Below are 25,069 nucleotides of genomic sequence, written 5' to 3' on the forward strand. Positions count from 1 at the left end.
GGTGCATCTCCCTGAGTCCTGATGGTGTGTTACTGTCGCCAAATATTTGACGATATTTGTAGGTCTGAGCGTTTCACTCTTGTAACAACAGAGCTAAGAACATCCTGAAGCGTAGCTAAGAAAAAATTTTCATAAGGCTTATGCCGAAAAAAACTTATGCGCTTTGTAAAAACCGGCACATTGTTCAGCACGAAAGTCTTTGTTTTATGCGCTTTAGGGAGCGCAAAAAGGCTTGAGGAAAGTTCCACTCACTTTGCGACATACGGCGAAGTACTGCTGAAGGGGAGGGACGCGTAGCGGCTGAGGGGTGACAGATTTTTGTCACTCGGGTGATTCATCAGCGTTACGTAGCGTTAGTGGGCGTATTGCTTTGATCGGGATGCGGAAGTGCTTGATAGCACTGATGTTTCCGAAAGAAGCCACCTGCGAAACGAACTGTTGAAGGTGCGAGCGTCGCCTCCAACAACCCGGTTGAGCCATGGGCTGCTTCGCTTACCAGTGCCGACGGTGGTCGGCAGCGGAGGATTTCACATGGCAACGCTCATCGGCACAGTCACTAAAGTCATTGGCCAGGTTTTCGCCCAGTCAGCCGACGGTACCAAACGCGCACTGGTTGAGGGGGATCGCCTGTTTGCCGGCGATCAACTGATCACCGGCGCAGAAGGCGCCGTCGCCGTTCATCTGCAAAACGGCCAGGAACTGACCCTCGGACGCGGCAGCAGCATGACCATGACCGGTGAACTGCTGGCGGGTCAGGCGGCGCATGTCAATGCCGCTGAGGCCGTGACCCCGAGCGACGCGCAATTGACCGACGTCGAGCAGATCCAGAAAGCCATCGCCGCCGGGGACGACCCGAGCAAAACCGCTGAAGCCACCGCGGCCGGTCCGAATGCCCCGGGCGGCGCACCGGGAGAGGCGGGCGGCGGCCACAGTTTTGTTCTGCTGACCGAAGTGGGCGGACGGGTCGACCCGATCATCGGTTTCCCCACCGCCGGGTTCGGCGGTATTCCCGAATTCCCTGAAGAACGCCACAACGCGGTGATCGACAACGGCGATGACACCCCGGCTGTGGTGGTGCCGCCACCGGTGAACAATCCGGTGACCCTCACCGGCCTGAATGTGGCGGGCGGCGAACTGAACCTCAGTGAAGCCAATCTGCCTGACGGTTCGTCGGCCAACCCGGGTGCACTGACGCAAAGCGGCAGCTTCACGGTGTTGGCGCCGGATGGTCTGACCAGCCTGAGCATCGGCGGCATCAACGTTATCGTTGGCGGTGTGCCGATCGGCTTCCCGCAATCGATCACCTCGCAACTGGGCAACACCCTGACCATCACCGGCTACAACCCGGCGACTGGCGTTGTCAGCTACAGCTACACCCTCAACGGCAACGAAAATCATGCGGCCGGCGACGGCGTGAACAATCTCAGCGAACAATTCACGGTGATTGCCGGCGACAGCAATGGCGACACAGCGACCGGCACGCTCGACGTCAACATCACCGACGACGTGCCAAAAGCCTTTGATGACAGCAATGGCACGGCATCTGAAACGCAACTGACACTGACTGGCAACGTGTTGACCAATGACGTGCAAGGTGCTGATCGCGTGCCAACCGGTCCGGTAACCCCGGGCACTTTCACCGGCACTTACGGCACCTTGGTGCTGAATGCCGACGGCACGTACACCTACACGCTGAACACCAGCGACGCGGACTTCAAAAACCTGCACGGTGGCGGCAATGGCACGGAAACCTTCGCCTACACCATCACCGACTCGGACGGTGATACCAGCACGGCGAATCTGGTTCTGCAGATCCACAACAATGACGATCCGGTGGTCATCAACGGCCTGAACGTCGAAGGCGGCGAGCTGACGGTCTACGAGAAAAATCTCGGCGACGGCAGCGCACCGGATGCCACTGCGCTGACCCAGAGCGGCACGTTCACCATCACTGCACTCGATGGCGTCGCCACGCTGACTGTCGGTGGCATTGCCGTGGTCACCAACGGTGTAGCCGCAGGATTCCCGCAATCAATCACCACACCTTTGGGTAGCACGCTGACGATTACCGGGTTCAATGCCACCACGGGCGTGGTCAGCTACAGCTACACCCTGGTCGACAACGAAGCGCATCCAACCGCCAACGGCGCGAATAACCTGCCTGAGCAGTTTGCCGTCACCGTGGTCGATGACAACGGCACCACTGCCAACGGCACGCTCGACGTGAACATCACCGACGACGTACCCAAAGCCTTTGATGACAGCAATGGCACGGCGTCTGAAACGCAACTGACACTGACCGGCAACGTGCTGACCAACGACGTGCAGGGCGCCGACCGCGTGGTGACCAATGAAAGTGCCGGGCCGATCACCGCCGGCACATTCACCGGGACTTACGGCACGCTGGTCCTCAACGCCAACGGCACGTACACCTACACTTTGAACACCAACGACGCCGACTTCAAAAACCTCCACGGCGGTGGCAACGGCACGGAAACCTTCGCCTACACCATCACCGATTCCGACGGTGATACCAGCACTGCCAACCTCGTCCTGCAGATCCACAACAACGACGATCCGGTAATCATCAACGGCCTCGACGTGAATGGCGGCGAACTCACCGTCAACGAAAAAAACCTCAGCGACGGCAGTGCGCCGGATTCCACCGCGTTGACCCAAAGCGGTACGTTCACCATCACCGCACTCGATGGCGTCACAACCCTGACGGTCGGCGGCATCGCTGTCGTCACCAATGGCGTGGCCGCAGGGTTTCCACAATCGGTCACCACGCCGCTGGGCAGTACGCTGACCATCACCGGTTTCAATGCGACCACCGGCGTGGTCAGCTATAGCTACACGCTGGTCGACAACGAAACGCACCCGACGGCCAACGGCGCGAACAATCTGCCAGAGCAGTTCGCCGTTACCGTGGTCGATGACAACGGCACCACCGCCAATGCCACTCTCGATGTGAACATCGTCGATGACCTGCCAAAAGCTGTGGATGACAGCAACGCCGGCACCGCATCGGAGACCCTGCTGACGCTGACCGGCAATGTCCTGACCAATGACGTGCAAGGTGCGGATCGCGTACCGAGCGGCCCGGTAACCCCGGGCACTTTCACTGGCACATACGGCACCTTGGTGCTCAGCGCCAATGGCACTTACACCTACACCTTGAACACCAGCGATGCCGACTTCAAAAACCTCCACGGTGGCGGCAACGGTTCGGAAACCTTCACCTACACCATCACCGATTCCGACGGCGATACCAGCACCGCCAACCTCGTCCTGCAGATCCACAACAACGACGATCCGGTGATCATCAACGGCCTCGACGTCAATGGCGGCGAACTCACCGTTTACGAGAAAAATCTCACGGACGGCAGCACACCGGACGCCACCGCGTTGACCCAAAACGGCACGTTCACCATCACTGCACTCGACGGTGTCACCACGCTGACTGTCGGCGGCATCGCCGTGGTCACCAACGGTGTAGCCGCAGGTTTCCCGCAATCGATCGTCACGCCGCTCGGCAGTACGCTGACCATCACTGGTTTCAATGCGACCACCGGCGTGGTCAGCTACAGCTACACCCTGGTCGACAACGAAGCGCATCCAACCGCCAATGGCGCGAACAACCTGCCTGAGCAGTTCGCCGTCACCGTGGTCGATGACAACGGCACCACCGCCAATGCCACCCTTGATGTGAACATCGTCGATGACCTGCCAAAAGCCGTGGATGACAGCAACGCCGGCACCGCATCGGAAACCTTGCTGACCCTGACTGGCAATGTCCTGACCAATGACGTGCAAGGTGCTGATCGCGTGCCAACCGGTCCGGTAACCCCTGGCACTTTCACCGGGACTTACGGCACCTTGGTGCTGAATGCCAACGGCACTTACACCTACACCCTGAACACCAACGACGCCGACTTCAAAAACCTCCACGGCGGCGGCAACGGCACGGAAACCTTCGCCTACACCATCACCGATTCCGATGGCGATACCAGCACGGCGAATCTGGTTCTGCAGATCCACAACAACGACGATCCGGTGATCCTCAATGGCCTCGACGTCAACGGTGGCGAACTCACCGTCTACGAGAAAAACCTCAGCGACGGCACCAGCCCAAACACCCCGGCGCTGACCCAGAGCGGCACCTTCACCGTCAGCGCCCTCGATGGTCTGCAAACCCTGACCGTGGGTGGCATCAACGTGGTCACCGGTGGCGTGGCCGCAGGCTTCCCGCAATCGATCGTCACGCCGCTCGGCAGCACGTTGACCATCACCGGTTACAACCCCGCTACCGGTGTGGTCAGTTACAGCTACACCCTGGTCGACAACGAAACCCATCCAAACGCCAACGGCGCCAACAGCATCACCGAGAACTTCAACGTCGTCGCGACCGACACCGATGGCAGCACCGCCAACGGCCAGATCAACGTCAACATCGTCGATGATTTGCCGAGCGCTCATCCTGATTCTGCTTCGGTGGCAGAGGGCGGCACGGTCAGTGGCAATGTCCTGAACAATGACATCGGTGGCGCCGACGGCCCGGCTGTGACCGGTGCCGTGGTCGGCGTGCGCGCCGGCTCCGATACCTCAACCTCGGCCATCGGCGGCCTCAACAGCAACATCAACGGCACCTACGGCTACCTGACCCTGGACGCCAACGGCAACGCGGTCTATCACAGCAATCCCAACGTCGTGAACGGGCCGGGCGCGGTGGATGTGTTCACCTACACCGTGCGTGATTCCGACGGCGATGAAAGCACTACCACCATCACCATCGATGTCTCCAACAGCAAACTGTGTGCGACCAGCGACACCGACGTCACCGTCTACGAGAAAGCACTGGACCTGACCAAGGACGGCGCGGATCTGGCGCCCGGCACGGTCACTGGCAGCGACCCGACCAGCACCGGCGAAACCGCGTCCGGCACCCTGGTCGGCTCGGTCACCGGGGCGGTCGGCGCGATCAGCTATGCGCTGGTCGGCAGCGCCACCGGCAACTATGGGCAAATAGCCCTCAACCCCAACGGCACATATACCTACACGCTGACCTCGCCGGCGAGCACCACGCCGCATGCCGACGACGGCGCCAACAGCCTGAGCGAAACCTTCACCTATCAAGCCACCGATTCACTGGGCAACATCGTCACCAGCACCATCGTCGTCAGCATCGTCGATGACGTGCCAAAAGCTGTGCACGACAACAACGCCAACAGCGCCTCGGAAACGCAACTGACCCTGACTGGCAATGTGCTGACCAACGATGTGCAAGGCGCCGACGTGGTCGCAAGCGGACCGAATGCCGGGCCGATCACCGCCGGCACCTTCACCGGTACTTACGGCACGCTGGTGCTCAACGCTAACGGTACTTACACCTACACGCTGAACCCCAACGATGCCGACTTCAAAAACCTGCACGGCGGCGGCAACGGCACCGAGACGTTCAGCTACACCCTGACCGATGCCGACGGCGACACCAGCACTGCCAACCTGGTGCTGAACATCCACAACAACGACGACCCGGTGGTGCTTAACGGCCTCGACGTCAATGGTGGCGAACTCACCGTCTACGAGAAAAACCTCAGCGATGGCACCAGCCCCAACACCCCGGCGCTGACCCAGAGCGGCACCTTCACCGTCAATGCGCTCGATGGCCTGCAAACCCTTACTGTGGGCGGCATCGCCGTGGTCACCAACGGTGTTGCCGCAGGCTTCCCGCAATCCGTCGTTTCGCCGCTGGGCAGCACCTTCACCGTCACCGGTTACAACCCGGCGACCGGTGTCGTCAGTTACAGCTACACCCTGGTCGACAACGAAACCCACCCGAACGCCAACGGTGCCAACAGCCTCACCGAGAACTTCAACGTCGTGGCTACCGACACCGATGGCAGCACTGCCAACGGCCAGATCAACGTCAATATCATCGACGACCTGCCGACCGCCAAACCCGACACCGGCTCGGTGGCGGAGGGCGGTACGGTCAACGTCAGTGTGCTCGGCAATGACGTCAGCGGTGCCGATGGCGCGGCCACGGTGGTCGGCGTGCGTGCCGGCAGCAACACCGGCACTTCGGCCATCGGCGGCCTCAACAGCAACATCAATGGCAACTTCGGTTACCTGACCCTCGATGCGGCCGGCAACGCCGTCTATCACAGCAACCCGAACTCGGTGAGCCCACCGGGCGCCACCGACACCTTCACCTACACCATTCGCGACAGCGACGGCGACGAAAGCACCACGACCATCACCATTAACGTCGCCGACAGCAAACTGATGGCCTCGGTCGATCAGGACGTCACGGTCTATGAAAAAGCCCTCGACCTGAGCAAGGACGGAGCGGATCTGGCTCCCGGTACGGTCACCGGCAGCGACCCGAGCAACACTGGCGAAACCGCGACCGGCACACTGGTCGGCGCCGTCACCGGCGGCAGCGGCGCGATTACCTACACCTTGGTCGGCAGCGCCACCGGCACCTACGGGCAGATCCAGCTCAACGCCGACGGTACCTACACCTACACGCTGACCTCGGCGCCGAAAACCTCGCCGGGCGCCAACGACGGGGCGAACACGCTGAGCGAAAGCTTCACTTACCAAGCCACTGACGCGCTGGGCAACAGCACCACCAGCACTCTCGTGGTCAATATCGTCGACGACGTGCCAAAAGCCGTTGCGTCGGATCGTTCGGTGGCGGCGGTTGAGATCGACTCCAACATCCTTATCGTCCTCGACATCTCCGGCAGTATGGCCGACGCCTCCGGCGTACCGGGCCTGTCGCGACTGGCGTTGGCCAAACAGGCCATCAGCGCCTTGCTCGACAAGTACGACGACCTCGGCGATGTCAAAGTGCAGCTCGTCACCTTCAGCAGCAACGCCACTGACCGGACGACGGTGTGGGTCGATGTGGCCACCGCCAAGACCCTGCTGGCCGGCCTCACCGCTGGTGGCGGTACCAACTACGACGCTGCCGTGGCGACCATGTACAACGCGTTCAACACCTCGGGCAAACTCACCGGGGCGCAGAACGTCGGTTACTTCTTCTCCGACGGCAAACCCAACGAGGGAGATATCGGTACTGCCGACGAAGCGACGCTCAAAGCCTTCCTTGATGCCAACAACATCAAGAACTACGCGATTGGCCTGGGCAGCGGCGTGAGCAACGCCAACCTCGATCCGCTGGCGTATGACGGCATCAGCCACACCAACACCAATGCGGTGGTGGTGACCGACCTCAATCAACTCAACTCGGTGCTGTCGGGCACCGTCCAAGGCGCGCCGGTCACCGGTTCGTTGCTGGGCGAGGGCGGCACCTTCGGCGCCGATGGCGGCTTCATCAAATCCATTGTCGTTGACGGCACCACTTACACCTATGATCCAAAAGCGCTCAGCGGCCAAGGCTCGTTGACGCCAAGTGGCGGCACCAATCACGGCACCTTCAACACCGCCAACAATACGTTGAGCATCGCCACCAATAACGGCGGCACACTGCTGATCAACCTCGACACCGGTGACTACACCTACACCTCGCAGAAAACCACCGCTGTGGTCATCACCGAGAACATCGGCTTCACCCTCAGCGACAACGACGGCGACCTCGCCAGCTCGATGCTGACGGTAAAAGTGATCCCCAATGCGCCGCCAGTGGCGGTGGATGACCACGTCATCACCAACGTGCTGTCGGGCAACATCGTGGTGCCGGGCGAGCTGCTGCTGGCCAACGACACCGATCCGAATGGCGATACGCTCAACGCCACACCGACTACTTTCAACACCGGTTGGATAGCGAAGGGCGCGGATTTCACCGGTACCGGCGCGATTACTTTCAACGGCAACAGCAACACCGCCGCCAACCAGACCCTGGCCGATGTGCGCAGCGCGTTTGCGGCCAACACGGCGGCAATGACCGCCGTGCTGGTGATCAGCGGCTACCTCGGCGCGGTGACCAACGCCAATGCCAACGATGAAGACCTGATCACGGTCAAACTGAAACAGGGCGAAACGCTGAACCTGGATCACAACCTGGCGGCCGGGCATATCACTATGGAGTACTCGCTCAATGGCGGCGCGTTCGTCGCGATTGCCGATGGCGGCACGATCACTGCCAGCGCCGATGGCACCTACCAGATCCACGTCACCAATATCAGCAACCCCAACGGCGGCGGTAACCCCAATACGGCAGAAAACTATCAACTGACCATGACGGTCAACTACGCCGGGGCCCACGACATCACTCCGGACTTCCACGGCAGCTACACCGCCAACGACAACCATGGCGGCAGCGACACGGCCAACGTCAGCATCAGCTATCAGGACGGCCACACCCTCACCGGCACCTCGGGGGATGACGTGCTGGTGGCCGGCAGCGGCGACAACATCATCAACGCCGGCGACGGCAACGATGTGCTCACCGCAGGCTCCGGCAACAACGAACTGCACGGCGGCGCCGATAATGACTTGCTCTACAGCGGCCCGGGCAACGATTTGCTCGACGGCGGTACTGGCAGCGACACCGCCAGCTACGCCCACGCCACGGCTGCCGTCACCGTCAACCTCGGCCTGCTCGGTGCGCAAAACACCCTCGGCGCCGGCACTGACACCCTGACCGGCATCGAAAACCTCGTCGGCTCGAACTTCAACGACACCCTCACCGGCGATAACAATAACAACGTGATCAACGGTGGCCTCGGTAACGACATCCTCAACGGTGGCGGCGGTGACGACCTGCTGATTGGCGGCATGGGCAACAACACCCTGACCGGTGGCGCAGGGGCCGACATCTTCCAGTGGCTCAAGGGCAACAGTGGCCATGACCTGATCACCGATTTCACCCCCGGCACCGACAAGCTCGACCTGTCGCAACTGCTGCAAGGAGAAAACGGCACCACCGCCTCGCTGGATGACTACCTGCACTTCACCGTCAGCGGCAGCGGCGCCTCGGTCCTCACCAGCATCGACGTCAGCGCCATGGCCGGCGCCACACCGAACCAGACCATCGACCTGGCTGGCGTCAACCTCGCCAGCCATTACGGCGTGACGCCGGGGGCGGGCGGGGTAGTGGCTGGTGGGCATGACACGGCGACGATCATCAGCGGCATGCTGAATGATCATTCGTTGAAGGTGGACACGGTGTAAGCGACGCCTGAAACGACAAAACCCGCCGTCCCGTTCAACCGGGGCGGCGGGTTTTTTCTGCCTGAAGGCAGGGCGTTGTTCTTCCGTCAGTCTTCGCGAGCAGGCTCGCTCCCACATTGGAGCGCGGTTAACTGTGGGAGCGAGCCTGCTCGCGAAAGCGCCGGATCTGACTCCGAATAACTCAGCGGTTGATCACACCTGTATCAACCCGGCGGATTCTGGCGTAGCTGTAGGCGATGACGCGAGGTCGTGTAGCTCGATTTTTTGCCTGCACGTTTCTGATAAGCGCACATGATTAAGCCCCCTGCGTACGAGCATTGATTCCGACGAACGGTAGCAAAACCTGTAATTTCTGACAGTAGGCAGCGCCCGCCTTTGCGCATTAAATCGAACCCATGCAGCGGCGGTATCACCCTGTTGATACCGCACACCAACGTTTGGTTAATTGTCGCGGAGCGTCCTACATGCAGCCCCCGGAACTCACACAAGGCCCGCACAGTGCAAATCCGCAACCATCAGAGGTCACCGCTTTGCCGGTTCCGCAAGTGCCGGTCATTCTCAAGGACGAACACGGTGCAGAAAGTCCCGACGGACTGTTGCCGCGTACGGAGTTGAACCGTGATCTGCAGTTGATTGTTCCAGCGTGGAGCTTCACCACCGATCCTGTTCTCGGGCCGGATATTGTCAAAGTGGGATTTCGCCCGCTTGGGGATGCCTTTCGCGAAGTCAATGAATTCAAGTTTTTAATACCCATCGAACCTGGGGACAAGATCGTATCAGTCCCCAGGGACTATCTGGACAATGGCATCTACGACCTGTCTTACATCCTGATCCAGGGGGGCAACCCTGCTGAGTCCGATAAAAAACGTATTACTGTAGACAGGGTGGCCCCGGATGATGGTCAGGAACCCGCCTTGCTGGAAATGCTCGATGTCGTCGGCGCTATCACCGACGACTACTTGAAGGAACATGGGCAGGTTCGTTTTCAAGTGCGCAGTTATGTGGGGATAAAAGCCCGGGACAGAGCCATTTATTTCTGGACCGATACGGATAACCCTTCCGATTCGGAAACCGAGATTGATGAACAGGAATTCAGTCAGGTAGACATTGACCGTGATGAACTGTTTATCACTATGCGCGAACAGGACATTCGTGATCGGGGTGAGGGGCCCCGTTATATCTATTACCGTCTACGAGACTGGGCGGGTAATAAAGGCCCCAGATCAGAACTGTTGGAGTTGCTTGTCGATCTGCTCCCGGCGCCCGGAAATCTCAAACCGCCTCGCGTGCCTTTGTCGGACCGAGGGTTGATTGACCGCCAGCATGCCCGTGAAGGTGCGGTGGCTCAGGGTGCCGTGACGGTAGAAATCGATCGTTATGACAATCCAGGCAGTGACAACGAAATTCTGCTCGACTGGAATGGCACACCGCTGGCGCCGGTGCCGGTTGATCCTTCCCGCTTTCCCGTGGTCGTGCCAGTGCCTTGGTCAGCCCTGACAGCTAAGGGGCTGGGGCCCTTGACGGCGTCGGTGACTTACAAAGTGCGACGTCCTTCAGGCACCACGCCATCCTCTCTGGAAACCAGGGTCCCGGTAGATTTGACCCTCGCCGGACAGGACCATGCCAATGCCCCGGCATTACTCAACCCGACTCTGGCAAAAGTAGAAATATACGGCGTCAATTCGAAAGTCCTCAACACGTTGACGCCGGATGATTTTGGCGAGCCTGCCGAAGGGATTCTCGCGCTGTTTGATGCGCCACTTGCCGGGCAGACAATCAGCCTGTTCTGGGGGGCGATCACCACACCTGCAGCGCAATATATCGTTCAGCACGGTGATGTAGCCGGTAAGCGCGTGCCGTTCACCATTCCTTGGTCGATCATTGACCAGGACCGGGAGAACCCTGCATTACCGGTCTATTACACGACCAGCAACAACGTCAATCTGCAACAGGCTCTGACAACATCAGTCAATGTATCGATTGTGGTGATCGAAAACCTGAAGGAGCCATCCTTTCCACATGCGAACAAAAATGGTGTTCTTGACTGTTGTGCATGTCCGCGACTCTGGAAAGGGGTCTGGGTGAAAATCGAGGGGAATGCCGCCTTCGACAAAGATGATGAAGTGACTCTGCATTGGCAAGGATCTAAAGGACTGAATGGTTCTGAACCTATTCCCGGAGTGACAGACAAGTTCCCCACGATATTGAGTGACGCGCAAGCGCGTGATGGTTTTGAAGTGCATGTCGCGGACTTTGAGCGTTTGATTGCCCCTATGGTGAATGACGGCTCTGCACTGTGTCATTACACACTTAAGAAAGCCAAGGGCGGCGTGGGTAGTTCAAAAGAGGAGTTCGTCATTATTAATAGAACCCTGCCCAGCGGTATTGTCTGTTCCGATAAGGAGGGCGAGGATTACTGTGGTTCGCCCTGCGAGAATTCCGGATGGGGTAAAAAGTTTGCAGAACACTTGTCTGCGAAGTTGCCAGGCTTATTGAAATAAGCAGTTCTTGAATTCCACGTTTCTCGTGTCTGACTTGAGCAGTGTCTGTTAATTGCAAGAAGTTTAACCAGTGCCAAACGTATGCCTGCGTTGTTGCGTATGCGTGGGCGTCTTCTCCAGGAGCGATAAAATGACCGTTTATAAAAAACTCACCCCCGCACAGCAAAGTCGACTGGATTACAAGAGAATCCGCCTTGCAGCCCCGAAGATGGATGCAGACCCCCCTCAAATACACCCTGATAATCCCTTGCTGCCTGATCAAGTCGGTGATGGCAAGAATCAGGTTCCGCTTTCATTACAGGGCTTGGAATTGAAAGTAAATATACCTCGGCCTCCACGAGCAGGTGATATACCCTCCGTGCCGGGGCTTATTGATTTGATGTGGAATGGCACGAGGTTGCCACAAACGCGATATAGCTACACCACGCCTCTTGACGCTGGCATTCTCTTGATCCCTATGACGCTGCCGGCCAACCTGACCGACAGAGAGGGTAAACATGAATTGAGCTACTACCTCAGTCAAGGCGGGAACATTGGTGTCGTAACACCCGTGGAGATTAATGTTGACAGAAGCCCGCCGCTGCCGATAACAGAGGTCAATGTTCCCACCGAAGTAGAGCGTGACGGTATCACTAAAAAATATCTCGACGATAATGGTCATGTGCTGATAACTGTTCAGGAATATGCCGGCCATATGCTCAATGATGTGGTTGATTGTTTTATTGGCACTTCCGTACCTTTGCCGACGTTGATTGGAACAATTACTCGTACGGATCTGGCTACGCCTCTGGAATTTCAACTGACCGCGGCAATGCTGGACGATGAAGAGGGAGTAAGGGCTATTTATTGGCAGGTGACGGATCGCAAGGGCAATAAAAGCCTTCATTCACCTTATAAGCGCTTGAACGTCACGCTGACAGATCCTCCTGCAGGTTTGCTGCCGCTGGATATTCCCCTGTATAGCGACAACCTGATTGATTTGGAAGATGCTCAGCAACCGATTGGCGTCGGGATTAAAGATGAATACACCAACTTCATTGATGGCGATCAGTTGGAAGTCACTTGGGATGGCCAGTTACAGTCGGCGGTCACGATTCCCGGGTTTCCCTTTTATGTCGATGTGCCCTTCCGCAATGTCTTCAACGGCAATGCCGGCCTGAAGACTGTTACAGCCAGTTATCAGATACGGCGCAAGGGTGTCGCTCATCCTCTTGTTCCGGTCGAGCTGGACAACATCAGCGTGGATTTGCGCAAGCCAGGCGCGCCAATAGATCCCGACAAGCCAGGCAACCCGAACCCCGATCTGCCAACAGTGTCAGTACAAGGCAACGATGGCGGGCTTCCCAATCAGTTGAGGGAGGCTGATAACACTGGCCCGGTAATTGTAACGGCTACGCTCTATACCGAGGCCAAGGAGAATGACGAAGTACAACTTTACTGGAAAGGTGAGCCGGTAAGCGAGGCAGACGGCGGGATTGTAAAAATCGGTGCTACGCTTCCAGCCGACTTGGAATGGACTGTTCTATGGAAGGTTTTCGAGGACGCAGGTAACGGTAATCCGATCAAGACCCATTATGTGATCAGCCACGATGTAAACGATAACGTGGATGTTTCGCTCGCGACGGATGTTGATGTACTCGTTCGTGACGGTGTCGTCCCGGAGGTGAAGTTCCATCACCTTGACGACGACTTCGGCTTGCTGAATTGCTTGTCCTTGCGAAGGGATAGCGTTGCCGGCGTAGTAGTCGAAGTATTGGTCGCGGGGGGCGAGTCCCAATTGGCAAATCAGGAATTGACGTTCACTTATCAAGGCTACATTGACGAAGGAAGCACAACTAAACCCGGTACCCAAGCCAAAGTTACCTACACCCCCTCCAGTCAGGAAGCAACCGCCGGGTTCATTGTAAAGATTCCCTATGATCCGGCGATCCTGACCACGGAAAACGCGTGGGGAGGCATAAGCTACTCGGCTGTTATTGATGGGCGCGACACACCCTCTGCAGAACATGTGGTAAGGGTTTATATGGTTGATCCGGCGGGCGGTTCATGCCCCCTACCTTAAGAAGGTGCTGAAGTCGCCAAGGAAGGTACTGCATGTACCTTCCTTTTTAAATAGTTAACGAGTAGCCAGTGGAAAATGGTTACGAATTTTTTAAGGACTTTTACCCTGTGAACTTCAGAAAAATCCTACGTTGGTTGGGTTGTGGCATTCGGTATTGTTCGACGCTGAATTGTCTGGCGGGTAAACAAATTTGCCGGAGTTAATTAATCGAAGGATAGTCAATCATGAAACCCGAAGTCTTTTCATTTTGCAGAATCACTTCCACCGGAAGCTTTCGAATGCTGGTAGCGATACCGGCATTTTTTTTGTTGGGTTCACCCGCGTTCGCGGTCATCGTCGATAACAGTACGCTGGATGTGGACTCGACAGTGCCGCCCACTGATTACCTGGTGCGCAATAACGGAGTACTGAATCTTGCCCAGGCCATGACTCATACCCTGAATGTGATTTCCGGATCGACACTGAACATCAATGGTGCCACGGTGAATGCTGAAAGTGGCATTGAGGGAATTTCCATCACGGCCAGTCGAGGCAATCTTGTGCAGGCCGATGTCACCAGCGACTCGATAGGAATGATGGTCAATCGGTCTTTCTCTTCGACGCAAGGGTCGACTGTCACCGCGACTGACAGTCAATTCAGGGGGGGCGAAGCCGGGATACAGATAACCGCGTTAAGCAACCTGATACTGATCGGCAGTGAAGTGACGGGACAGGCCGCGGGCAGTGTCGGCCTGAGTATGATCGGCGGTGAAGTGCACGCTACAGCCGGTACTCGTATCAGCGGCGACCGGGCGGGTGTGCGGATGGTCAACGACTCGTCCGTTTCAGGCAGCAATACGCTGGTACTGGACGGTGCCAGTATAGAGGGACGCAATGGGCCGGCGATAGAGGTTGCCGGTGGTGCAGACGTCAGCATCGAGGTGCTGAACAACTCCACTTTGCAAGGTAGCGCTAATCAATTGCTGGCGGTTCAAGAGGCTTCGACCGCCGCGGTAAAGGTTGGCAACAGTACGTTGATTGGCAACTTTTCAGTGACGGGTTCCAGCACGGCTGATTTCATTTTCGACCGAGGCGATATGACCGGAGACATGCTGGTTGAGGACGGCTCGACGGCCAACGTCACCTTGCAGAACCAGTCGCAGTTCACCGGTCGTCTGGACAAGGTCGCCAGCGTCAACATCAATGACACTTCAAACTGGACCTTGACCGGCGATGACTCTGTTGGCGCAATGCGCCTGGAGGGCGGCCGGGTTACTTTCGGCGCAGCGCAGGCACCCACAACCTACTATCAACTGACGGTCGGCGCACTTGCCGGTACCGGCACGTTTGAGATGAAAGGTGATTTTGCCAACGGGCAGAGTGATTTCCTCAATGTTCTTGGTCAGTCAGAGGGGCAGTTCGATCTCGCGGTGAAGGCTTCGGGGCTGGATGCGGCGTCGCCTCAGCAATTGACGCTAGTGCGTACCGGCACAACCGATGGAGCGAATTTTGCGCTGGCCGGCGATCAGAGAGTGGATGTCGGGACCTGGTCGTACGGTTTGGCCAGTCGGGAAATCGAGGGGGGAGCGAAGGAGTGGTTTCTCGACCCGACCACCGAAGTCATCAGCCCCGGCGCGCGCTCGGTACTGGCCTTGTTCAACACAGCCCCGACCGTCTGGTACGGCGAGTTGAGTTCGTTGCGCAGTCGCATGGGCGAATTGCGTTTCAACGGTGGCCAGGCCGGTGGCTGGATCCGCACCTACGGTAACAAGTACAACGTTGCCGATGGCTCGGGCGTGGGTTATCAGCAGACGCAACAGGGTCTGTCCCTGGGCGCCGACGCTCGACTGGGCGAAAGCCAGGTGCTGGTCGGGGTACTCGCCGGCACGAGCGAGTCCGATCTGGATCTTGATCGCGGTACGTCGGGAACGGTGAAAAGTTACTACGTCGGGCCTTATGTCACCTGGCTCGACAGTGATACCGGTTACTACTTTGACGGCGTGCTCAAGTTCAACCGCTTTCGCAACGAGTCCAAGGTCAACCTGAGCGACGGCAGCCGCACCAAAGGTGATTACGACAACTGGGGGGTAGGCGGTTCTGCCGAGTTCGGTCGGCATATCAAACTGGCCAACGACTACTTCGTCGAACCGTTCGCGCAACTGTCGGCCGTGCAGATCCAGGGCAAACACTACACGCTGGACAACGACATGGACGCCGACGGTGATCGTATGCGCTCACTGCTCGGCAAGGCGGGTGCCACGTTCGGACGTAACATCGCACTCGCTAACGGCGCTGTCGCCCAACCCTATGTGCGCGCGGCGGTTGCTTATGAATTTGCGACCAACAACGAAGTGAAGGTCAACAACAACGTGTTCAACAATGACTTGTCCGGCTCTCGGGCGGAGTTTGGGGCGGGGGTGGCGGTGGCGATGTCCGAGCGGTGGCAGGTGCATGTTGATCTGGACTATGCCAATGGGGAGCATATCGAGCAGCCTTACGGTGTGAATCTGGGATTGCGGTACAGCTTTTAACTACTGCTTGTTAAAGGGGAAGTGCCTCGTAATCAACGAGACACTTTTACGACGGCCGCTGTTCTGTCGAGGAGCAGCGGCCTTGTCATTTTTGTTAATCGGTTTTGCCAGATGCCGAAGCCATCCGCTGTCCAATGCTGCCGCCAGCATGGGGAAGGATTCCCTCCTTGGCGCAATGGCGCGCCTTCATCGGGTTTGGCTTGGGATTTTTGTTGGCAGGTATGGCTCCTTTGCGAGCAAGCCCTCATTTGAAATGCTCAAGGTTTGAGGCCCACTCCGGGCACCGAATTCAGGTTCATAATCGTTCTTTCTGCCCCTGTAACCAGATTTTTACAGTGATAGAACGGGTTGGGGTTGGGCCAGTAAAGGATTGGCTCATTGGACCAGTAGAATGAATTACCCAATGGCCAACGATTTCCGAAAGCACTGCTTATTGCCCGTAACTCGCCCATAGAAGGCAACCTCAGACCTCGACTTCTTGCTTCATTAGTTACCCCGGTTATCGAGCTTGAGCTTAATCCATAACATTGCGTAACCGCTGTTACCGTCACCAAATAGCTTTTCCTTTGTCCCGCCTGATCCGTTACCGAAATCGTTGCACTGCCGTTACTTCGCGCAGTGACGAGTCCACTTTGCGAATCCACGTCAGCCACGTTGTCATTACTGGTGCTGTAAGTGTAGCGAGGTTGGCCACCACTCGCCTGGTGCTGCACCGAAGTGCCTGGGCCGAAGGCTGGCAATACAGGGCTTCCCGGAATGAGATAAATCCTGCCGCTCAAGGTTACGGGGGTGGTATTGAAGTACAGCGGCGGTATCACCGGCAGTACCGTAAAGGTACGAGCTGGCTGAGACTCCTGGCCGGTGCTGACAGCTTTGACTTTCAAGGAATGACCACCCTCAAGCACCGCCAGTGTGGTGCTCCACGCGTCGCCGATCGCACTCACCGTGTGCTTTGGATTGTTGTTGTCGTAGACCTGCACTTCACGGTTGGGCGTAACGTTGCCACGCAAGTTGACCAAGGTCTTTTTGGTTGTTCCACCATTGCCGATTTCACTGACGCCGTCATGCACAGACGTCAGCGTCGGCGCGATGTGGGCGGCGACCTTGAAGTCTCGCGCCGGGCTTTCCACCGGAACCGCGGCATACAGTGCCCGGGCCTTGAGGCTTTGGTCGCCGATCGTCAAATGAGTGACAGACGCCGTCCATTGTTTATCGGCATTGACGTTGACCGGCGAGCCGACGGCAGTGCCATTGTTGTACATCTGGATCTGCTCGCGCGGGGTGGCTTCGCCTTCGACGGTGACCGCGTTGTCATAAGTCGTTTCATTCGGTCCCACCGCGCCGACCGAGTCAGTGACCGTGGTAATCGTCGGTGAAATAAAGGCTGCAACAGAAAAGACTCTGGGCGGGCTCGACTCTGGATTGCTGCCATAGTCGCCCAGCGCAGTGAGGCGGTAAGTGGTCGACAGGCTCAGGTTATCGAAAACGTATTCCCAATCGCCGCTGGCGATGACATCGATCGTATCGATGGCCGTGCCGGCGTTGCGCAGAATAATCTTTTCATTCGGGCTGGCCTTGCCCGTCAGAGTGACGCTCCGGTAGTAGGTCGTACCGTCGGCGGCGACTTCACCGCGCAGGTCAGTCACGCGAGAGATCGTCGGCGTGACCGCTTGTGCCACGACAAAATTGCGCGGCGGACTGGTCGCAGGGTCAATCTCGTACAACGCCTCGGCAGTGAGGCTGTAGGAGCGAACTTTCAGATCGTTGAGGCGGTGGTTCCAGTCACCCTTATCGTCGACATCAAGGGTAATGAGCGGCTGTTTGTTCTCCAGCAGTTTGACCTGCAGGTTTGGCGTCGCGCTACCCGCTATCAGCACACTGTTGTCATAGGTGGTGGTCCCATGAGCGACATCCCCCCGGGAATCGCTGACCGAAAGAATCGCCGGGGTCTCTGCAAATTTGACGGTGAATGTTCGCGGAACGCTGGACACCGGGTCGGCGTCATACATGGCCTTGGCGGTGATGCTGTAGGGTTTCTCGGTCAATGGACCGATCTCGCGGCGCCACGTGCTGTCGGCTTCCACCAGCGCCGTGCCCATCGATGTCGTCGGTCCATCGAACAGCTCGACCGTTTCGCCTCGCGTAGCGGTGCCGCTGACGGTGACCTTTTCATCGCGGGTTTTGCCAGCCTCTTCGACATCGCCCCGCGAGTCCGTCACGCCGGTGATGACCGGTTGCACGTAGTCGTAGCGGGTTCTGATGGTCAGGGGCAGTTGTGGGAATACGCAGGCAGTGCCCTCCTCGGTACTGCCATCGAATGTCACTTTGCAGATCAAACTGGCGGGCGTGGAGTGGCCCAGTTTCATCAGTTCGCTTCTGAGCAAGGTTTCGTTGAGGCCGCTGCTGACTTCGGTGGAGGTTATTTCCCGACCGGGGATTAGCGGGATAGTCAGGGACGCGCTTGAAGTTGTTTGTCCTGTCAGGTAGAACCAGACGCGCTGTTTCAGTGCAATAAAGGGCCATATAGCAAGGATGGCTTTAGCATCGCCACTGAATGTCATCAGATCCAGGATGTTGTCCTGTGCCTGGGGTACTCGCGGGTGGGGCAGTTCGTTTTCGGGGTCCTGAAAGTCTGAAACATACAGGTCGAGCATTTGCGAAGGCGTTGTGAGGGTATAGCGGGTTACTTCGTATTCAACCATCACCCTTTTCGCAATATTGGCGCCAATCACTGAAGGGGGTAAATGGAATTGCACGGTGCCTGTCGGACTGCCTGGCAGCTCCAGGTCGTCTGAGGTTCCCGCGCCAGGCGTCCCTAACCATTTCAGACGGATCATATCCTGAGCCGGGTTCATGCTGGGGTAGCTGACTTTGACGTCCACCCCGTTCAAACCATCCTTCGGGTTGAGGATTTTGTCGGGCGCCTGTACCACCTCGGGCGGCGGTAACTCACCGACCAGTTCTCCTATAAGCAAATTGAGCGTGGCCGAGTGCTCGTACCGTTTGTTCGAGGTACGCAATACCGTGTAGCGCACGTTCACGTACTGGCCGATGTTGGCCGTCACAAACTCTGCATCCACCCGAAAACGTACCGGTTGACCAGCAGTTACTGTGGTGATGGGCAGCCAGTCGCTGGTACTGGCAAAAGGATTGGGACTGCGCCAGTAATAAGTCAGTACATCACCCTTGAGGGTGTTCGCTTCGGCGATCAGCACATGGACAATATCGAACACCTTCGACGGATCCAGCACATCCCCCGGCGGATCGGCCTCTTCCACGACGGGTGCCGGCAGCGTCGCCCGGGCCTTTTCGACCCTGGCCAGCAACCGCTCGGATTCCCTGATGTCGAGGAGGCCGGGTGCATCGTTCGCGACCACGTAGAAAAGGTCGAGCGTGCCGTTATCAAGCACACTGATGTGCTCGGAATCGATGAAGAACGTGACCAGGCCTTCCTTGGCTTCGTTGTCGCTGACGATATGCGGAACTTCATGCAGATAGTCATCGCCATTGGACTTGATGCCGGTCCATCTCAGACAGATCAAGTCGCCATTTTTCATGTCGTAGCGCACGTCGACAGTGGCGTAAAGCTCGTCCGGTTCGAGGGTATCGCCGATCAATTCTCGAATGCTCGGCTCCGGGAGGATGTTGACGTCGCCCTCTACCCGCGCAATGGTGCGCTTGGAAGACACCGGGTCGCCCCCGTCCTTTTTGTAGCGGATATAAGACGCATCGGCGCGACCCTGGGCGATGGCCCTGATCAACTCATAGGGCACCGGGATTTCCAGCACTGAGGGGACGTTATCAATGTCGCGGGTTTCGCTGCAGATGATCGGCTCACCGTTATTTGGCGGCGTGCCGATGAAGGTCATTTTCACGCTGTCGCCCACAGCGAAGTACTCGCTGCTGACATGGATCTGTATCGTCACCGGCAGTTTGTTCAGATCCCTGATGGTAATGACGCCGTGGATGGCTTCCTTGATGATCGGGGCCTCCAGGCGCCCGCCCCCCGCGTCCACATTAATGTAGGTGCGTTTGGAGTGGCGGTCGGCCCAGTTCCAGACTTCGTCATTGATGTCGTACTTGATTTCCCGTCTGAGACCGTCGCCGGCACCGAGGATGGCGTCCTGATCAATGAGGATCTCGATCGGTTGCTGGCCGTCGGCTTGCGCCGGCGTGATGCGGTGCGCAGGAAGCGAATAGTCGTCCAGCTTTAAACGGACCTGATCGTTACGCGTGCAAAACACATAATGAGGGATTGTGGCCAGCACACCTTTTTTAGCCCATTCGGCGTCTATCACGCCCTGTTCGACCAACTCGGGCGGCAGTTGCACGATGTTCAACTCTGAATGGCCGTCGGGCAAATGCGGTTCCTTGTCACGATCTCCCGGCCTGTCAAGCTTGACCCATATCCGCAAGGCCGCCGAGGGTGGGTCGGGTTCAGTTGCGTCCACGCGGGTCAGCACATAGTGGCAGTTTTCAATCCACCCCGACTCGACAGGCGTCGGCAGATAAAAGAACACCCGTTGGTTGACTTCGTCGGCCTCAACGAATCGTTCGAGCACTTTCTCGTTGTTCGCATAGATCTCAAGCTTGTCACCGTCGCTCATGGGAGGCAGATAAGGATTGATGACGCACTGCAAGCCGTTGGGGTCATCGGTGGCGATCTTGATGCTGATCCCGCCATCGCCGTCTTGCACCGGCTCGACCATTCCTGGAATCAGCAGGGGACGCAGTGCCAGTGTTGCGGTGCTTTCCGTGAGGGGAGGGAAGCGAAAATTCTTGTGAGAAGGCATCAGGCAAGTCCTCTTGAAGAGCATTCAGGCGTCGCGTGGCGACGACCGGTGAAATCAGGCCCAGTGAGGATCAGGGACCTTTCAGGCTCGGGGGCGTTGGCGAACATGGAAATGCACTCCTGTCGGATGATGGAGTGATTGAACCTGTGTGGATCGGTTTGCGCACCTGTCAGATCTGACAGGTGCATGTGGGAATCAGACGAGTGGTATCAACGAGGCACCGTTTCCCGCTCGTAATTCAGCGGCGTTCAAGGCTTGCGAAGTGTCTTCTGACGCACGATATAAATCGTCACCAACACCGCACTGGTCAGCATGAAACCCCGCGCCCACGGCAGTGGCACGAGGTAGCACGAGAACAGAATGCTCGCCCACATCAGCCCGATCGCGTAGACCTTGCCCTTGAGCGGAATGCCGTTGCCGTCGAGGTAATCGCGGATCCATGGCCCCAGCCGTGGATGTTCGACCAGCCATTGATAGAAACGCGGAGAGCTGCGCGCGAAGCAGGCTGCGGCGAGCAGAAGGAAAGGGGTGGTGGGCAGGACGGGCAGGAAGATCCCGATCACCCCCAATGCCACGCTTAGCCAGCCGACGGCCAGCAGGAAGTAGCGCAACATCAGGGGGCGGTTGCCTATGGGGTTGTCCATAGGCCGGATCTTAGTGGTGACGTGGCTTGAGGATCGCCGGTTTTTCGTCGGGTGCCTGGCACAGCAGGTACAGCGCGGTCAGGGCTTCCGGAATCTGCACGATCATGTCGTCCATCAGGTTGGCGTCTTTGGCGATGTCTTCGAATTCTGGCTGTTCGTCGAACAGGCCCGAACCGACCATGATCGGCAGCAACATTTCGCTGACTTCTTCTTCGGCGGTTTCGAACCACGCCGCTTCACGCAGGAATACGCCTTCCATGAAGCCAATGCACCAGCCGCGCAGTTCGGAATCGTCCGGATCGTCGCCCAGATCCAGTTCGCACGGCAGCTCGAATTCTTCATCCGAAGCCAGTTGACGGGCGATGTGCGCCTTGAGGCCGATCAGGGTGGCTTCGATCTCTTCGCGCTGGGCGTCGCTGCTGTAATGCGGCTCTTCGGCGAACAGCGCGTCGATCCACTCGCGCTCCGGCACGTCTTCGGCGCAGATCGACAGGGCGGTGAGGTAGCCGTGAGCGGCCACGTAATCCAGCGCCTCGTCATGCAGCTCGTCGGCGTCGAGGAAAACTTGCAGGCGGGTCAGTTGCTCAGCGAAGGACATTACGGGGCTACCTTGGGGAATAAACAATGCGGGAATTCTAGGCCTTCTTGCGCGCTCAAGCCAGCCGCATGGCAGATTTGCCGCAATTGCCGGGCCGCATGCCAAACCAGTGGGAGCGAGCCTGCTCGCGAAAGCGGCGTATCAGGCACCTTTGTATCGACTGACCTACCGTATTCGCGAGCAGGCTCGCTCCCACAGGGTTTTGTGTGTGGCAGGTTTATCAGTGTCTTATCAGCGGCACCCTGTGCAGGGAAGGGCTCGGGTATACTGCCGCGTTTTGCGATCCCTGCCCGCCTTGCGGCTGCCGTGCAATGCGCTCTTACGTTTTGTTTAAGCAGCCCCGGCTGTTCTGAACCAGCCTGCGCAGGGATGTATTGGTAGATTTTTGGAGTTTTTATGCTCGAACAGGCTCAACGCGTCCTCAAGGACATCTTCGGCTACGACAGTTTCCGTGGCCGTCAGGGTGCAATCATTGAGCGCGTGGCCAGCGGCGGTGATGCGCTGGTGCTGATGCCTACCGGTGGTGGCAAATCCCTGTGCTTCCAGGTACCGGCGCTGTTGCGCGATGGCCTGGCGGTGGTGGTATCGCCGCTGATCGCGCTGATGGACGATCAGGTCGCCACCCTCGAAGAACTCGGTGTGGCCGCCGCAGCGCTTAACTCCACTTTGAGCGCCGAGCAGCAGCGTGACCTTGCGGCGCGGATCAAGCGCGGTGAAGTGAAGATGTTGTATCTGGCGCCCGAGCGCCTCGTGCAGCCGCGCATGCTCTCATTCCTGCAAGGTCTGAACATTGCGCTGTTCGCCATCGACGAAGCGCACTGCGTATCGCAATGGGGCCACGATTTCCGTCCGGAATACCTGCAACTGGGCCAGTTGGCCGAGATGTTCCCCGACGTACCGCGCATCGCCCTGACGGCTACCGCCGACAAGCGTACCCGCGAAGAAATCGTCACCCGTCTGCATCTGCAGAATGCCGAGCGCTTCCTGTCGAGTTTCGACCGTCCGAACATCTTTTACCGCATCGTGCCCAAGGAGCAGCCGCGCAAGCAGTTGCTGGCGTTCCTGGCCGAGCGGCGCAGCGATGCCGGCATCGTTTATTGCCTGTCGCGCAAGAAAGTCGAGGAAGTCGCGGCGTTCCTCAGCGAGCAGGGCTTCCCGGCGCTGCCGTACCACGCCGGTCTGCCGAACGATCTGCGCGCCTTCAATCAGAAGCGCTTCCTCAACGAGGAAGGCCTGATCATGGTCGCCACCGTGGCGTTCGGCATGGGCATCGACAAGCCCAACGTGCGCTTCGTCGCGCACCTTGATCTGCCGAAATCCCTTGAGGCGTATTACCAGGAAACCGGGCGCGGCGGCCGTGACGGTCTGCCGGCGGATGCGTGGATGGCCTACGGTCTGCAAGACGTGGTGATGCTCAAGCAGATGCTGCAGAACTCCGAAGGCGACGAGCGGCACAAGCGCCTTGAGCAACACAAGCTCGACGCGATGCTGTCGCTGTGCGAAGAAACCCGTTGCCGTCGTCAGACCCTGCTCGCGTACTTCGATGAAGACATGCCCGAGCCGTGCGGCCATTGCGACAACTGTGTCGATGGCGTGCAGACCTGGGACGCCACCGAGCCGGCGCGTCAGGCATTGTCGGCGATTTTCCGTACCGGTCAGCGTTATGGCGTCGGTCATCTGGTTGACGTGCTGCTGGGCAAGGACAACGAAAAAGTCCGCAGCTTCGGTCATCAGCATCTGTCGGTGTATGGCGTCGGCAAGGCGTTAAGCGAAAGCGAGTGGCGCTCGCTGTTCCGCCAGTTGGTGGCGCGAGGTCTGGCGGATGTCGACCACGAAGGTTATGGCGGTCTGCGATTGAACGATAGCTGCCGACCGCTGCTCAAGGGCGAAGTGAGCCTGGAGTTGCGCCGCGACCTCAAGCCGCAAGTCACCGCCAAAAGCGGCAGCAAGAGCCCGGCCAGTCAACTGGTGCGCGGCGAAGAGCGCGAACAGTGGGAAGCCTTGCGCGCGCTGCGCCGCAAACTGGCCGAAGAACATGGTGTGCCGCCGTACGTCATCTTCCCCGATTCGACGTTGCTGGAAATGCTGCGCAGCCAACCGACTTCGCTGGCGGAAATGGCCCGGGTCAGCGGCGTCGGTGCGCGCAAGCTGGAGCGCTACGGCGATGCCTTCCTCGAAGTACTCGGCGGCGAGGTCGAGGCGCCGAAAGTGGTGGCCGATGTGCGCCACGAGCTGATCACGCTGGCTCGTGCGGGGATGACGCCGTTGCAGATCGCCGGTCAGTTGCAGTGCTCGGAAAAGAATGTGTACACCATGCTTGCCGAAGCCATCGGCAAGCAACAGTTGTCGCTGGAGCAAGCGCTGGACTTGCCGGAAGAGTTGATGGGCGAAGTGCAGGACGCGTTCCTCGATGGCGAGGGCGAGTTGCCATCGGTCGCTGAGGTTGCGGAGCTGTTTGCCGGGCGTGTGCCGGAAGGCGTGCTGTATTGCGTGCGGGCTGCATTGCAGTCGGAATTCGAGATGTAATTTGGCCGCCTACCCTCACCCCAGCCCTCTCCCAGAGGGAGAGGGGGCCGACCGAGGCGTCTGAGGTTTGACATCGACCTGAAAGAACCAGTCGATTATGGATTCGGTAAAGCAGGATCAGGTCGGCGTAACCCTGAAGCATCCCCCATTCAGTCCCCTCTCCCTCTGGGAGAGGGCTAGGGTGAGGGCCGTCCAATTCCGGATTCAGCAAAGTACTTCCAAGTCGCTGAATATCTAAAGCATCCCCCATTCAGTCCCTTCTCCCTTTGGGAGAGGGTTAGGGTGAGGGAG

At 58.3% G+C, this 25,069-nt stretch carries 8 protein-coding genes; 5 read left to right on the plus strand and 3 right to left on the minus strand.

Translation table 11 applies throughout. From position 1 onward, the window contains the following. The first annotated feature begins 531 nt into the window (after positions 1-531). The 4 genes from AB4N44_RS24850 to AB4N44_RS24865 all read left to right on the plus strand — a co-directional run bounded on the left by AB4N44_RS24850 (position 532) and on the right by AB4N44_RS24865 (position 16,217). Positions 532-9,144: a retention module-containing protein gene (locus tag AB4N44_RS24850; protein ID WP_460107080.1), complete on the plus strand. Its 8,613-nt coding sequence runs from the start codon at positions 532-534 to the stop codon at positions 9,142-9,144. A gap of 464 nt (positions 9,145-9,608) precedes the next feature. Continuing rightward, a complete protein-coding gene (locus AB4N44_RS24855; RefSeq protein ID WP_238704384.1) occupies positions 9,609-11,645 on the plus strand; it encodes a hypothetical protein in 2,037 nt (678 codons plus the stop codon). Positions 11,646-11,775: 130 nt separating this feature from the next. Next, positions 11,776-13,707 (plus strand): hypothetical protein, encoded by a 1,932-nt coding sequence (locus AB4N44_RS24860; RefSeq protein WP_460107079.1) that lies wholly within the window; start codon positions 11,776-11,778, stop codon positions 13,705-13,707. A 278-nt stretch (positions 13,708-13,985) separates the two neighbouring features. Further along, a complete protein-coding gene (locus AB4N44_RS24865; protein ID WP_460158134.1) occupies positions 13,986-16,217 on the plus strand; it encodes an autotransporter outer membrane beta-barrel domain-containing protein in 2,232 nt (743 codons plus the stop codon). Between the two features lie 257 nt (positions 16,218-16,474). On the opposite strand, the gene AB4N44_RS24870 is transcribed toward AB4N44_RS24865, so the two are convergent. The 3 genes from AB4N44_RS24870 to AB4N44_RS24880 form a co-directional block, all read right to left on the minus strand. Continuing rightward, a complete protein-coding gene (locus tag AB4N44_RS24870; protein WP_460107077.1) occupies positions 16,475-21,010 on the minus strand; it encodes an Ig-like domain-containing protein in 4,536 nt (1,511 codons plus the stop codon). Positions 21,011-21,258: 248 nt separating this feature from the next. Continuing rightward, positions 21,259-21,654 carry a YbaN family protein gene (locus tag AB4N44_RS24875; protein WP_127926265.1) on the minus strand — a complete coding sequence of 132 codons (396 nt, stop codon included), beginning with the start codon at positions 21,652-21,654 and terminating at the stop codon, positions 21,259-21,261. A 10-nt stretch (positions 21,655-21,664) separates the two neighbouring features. Then, positions 21,665-22,252, minus strand: a complete 588-nt coding sequence (locus AB4N44_RS24880; RefSeq protein ID WP_127926266.1) for a UPF0149 family protein — start codon at positions 22,250-22,252, stop codon at positions 21,665-21,667. Between the two features lie 396 nt (positions 22,253-22,648). Between AB4N44_RS24880 and recQ the strand changes: the two genes are divergently transcribed. Beyond that, positions 22,649-24,778, plus strand: a complete 2,130-nt coding sequence (gene recQ, locus AB4N44_RS24885) for a DNA helicase RecQ (protein WP_460111577.1) — start codon at positions 22,649-22,651, stop codon at positions 24,776-24,778. The last annotated feature ends 291 nt before the right edge of the window (positions 24,779-25,069 follow it).

The sequence above is a fragment of the Pseudomonas sp. S3_C06 genome, assembly GCF_054667675.1.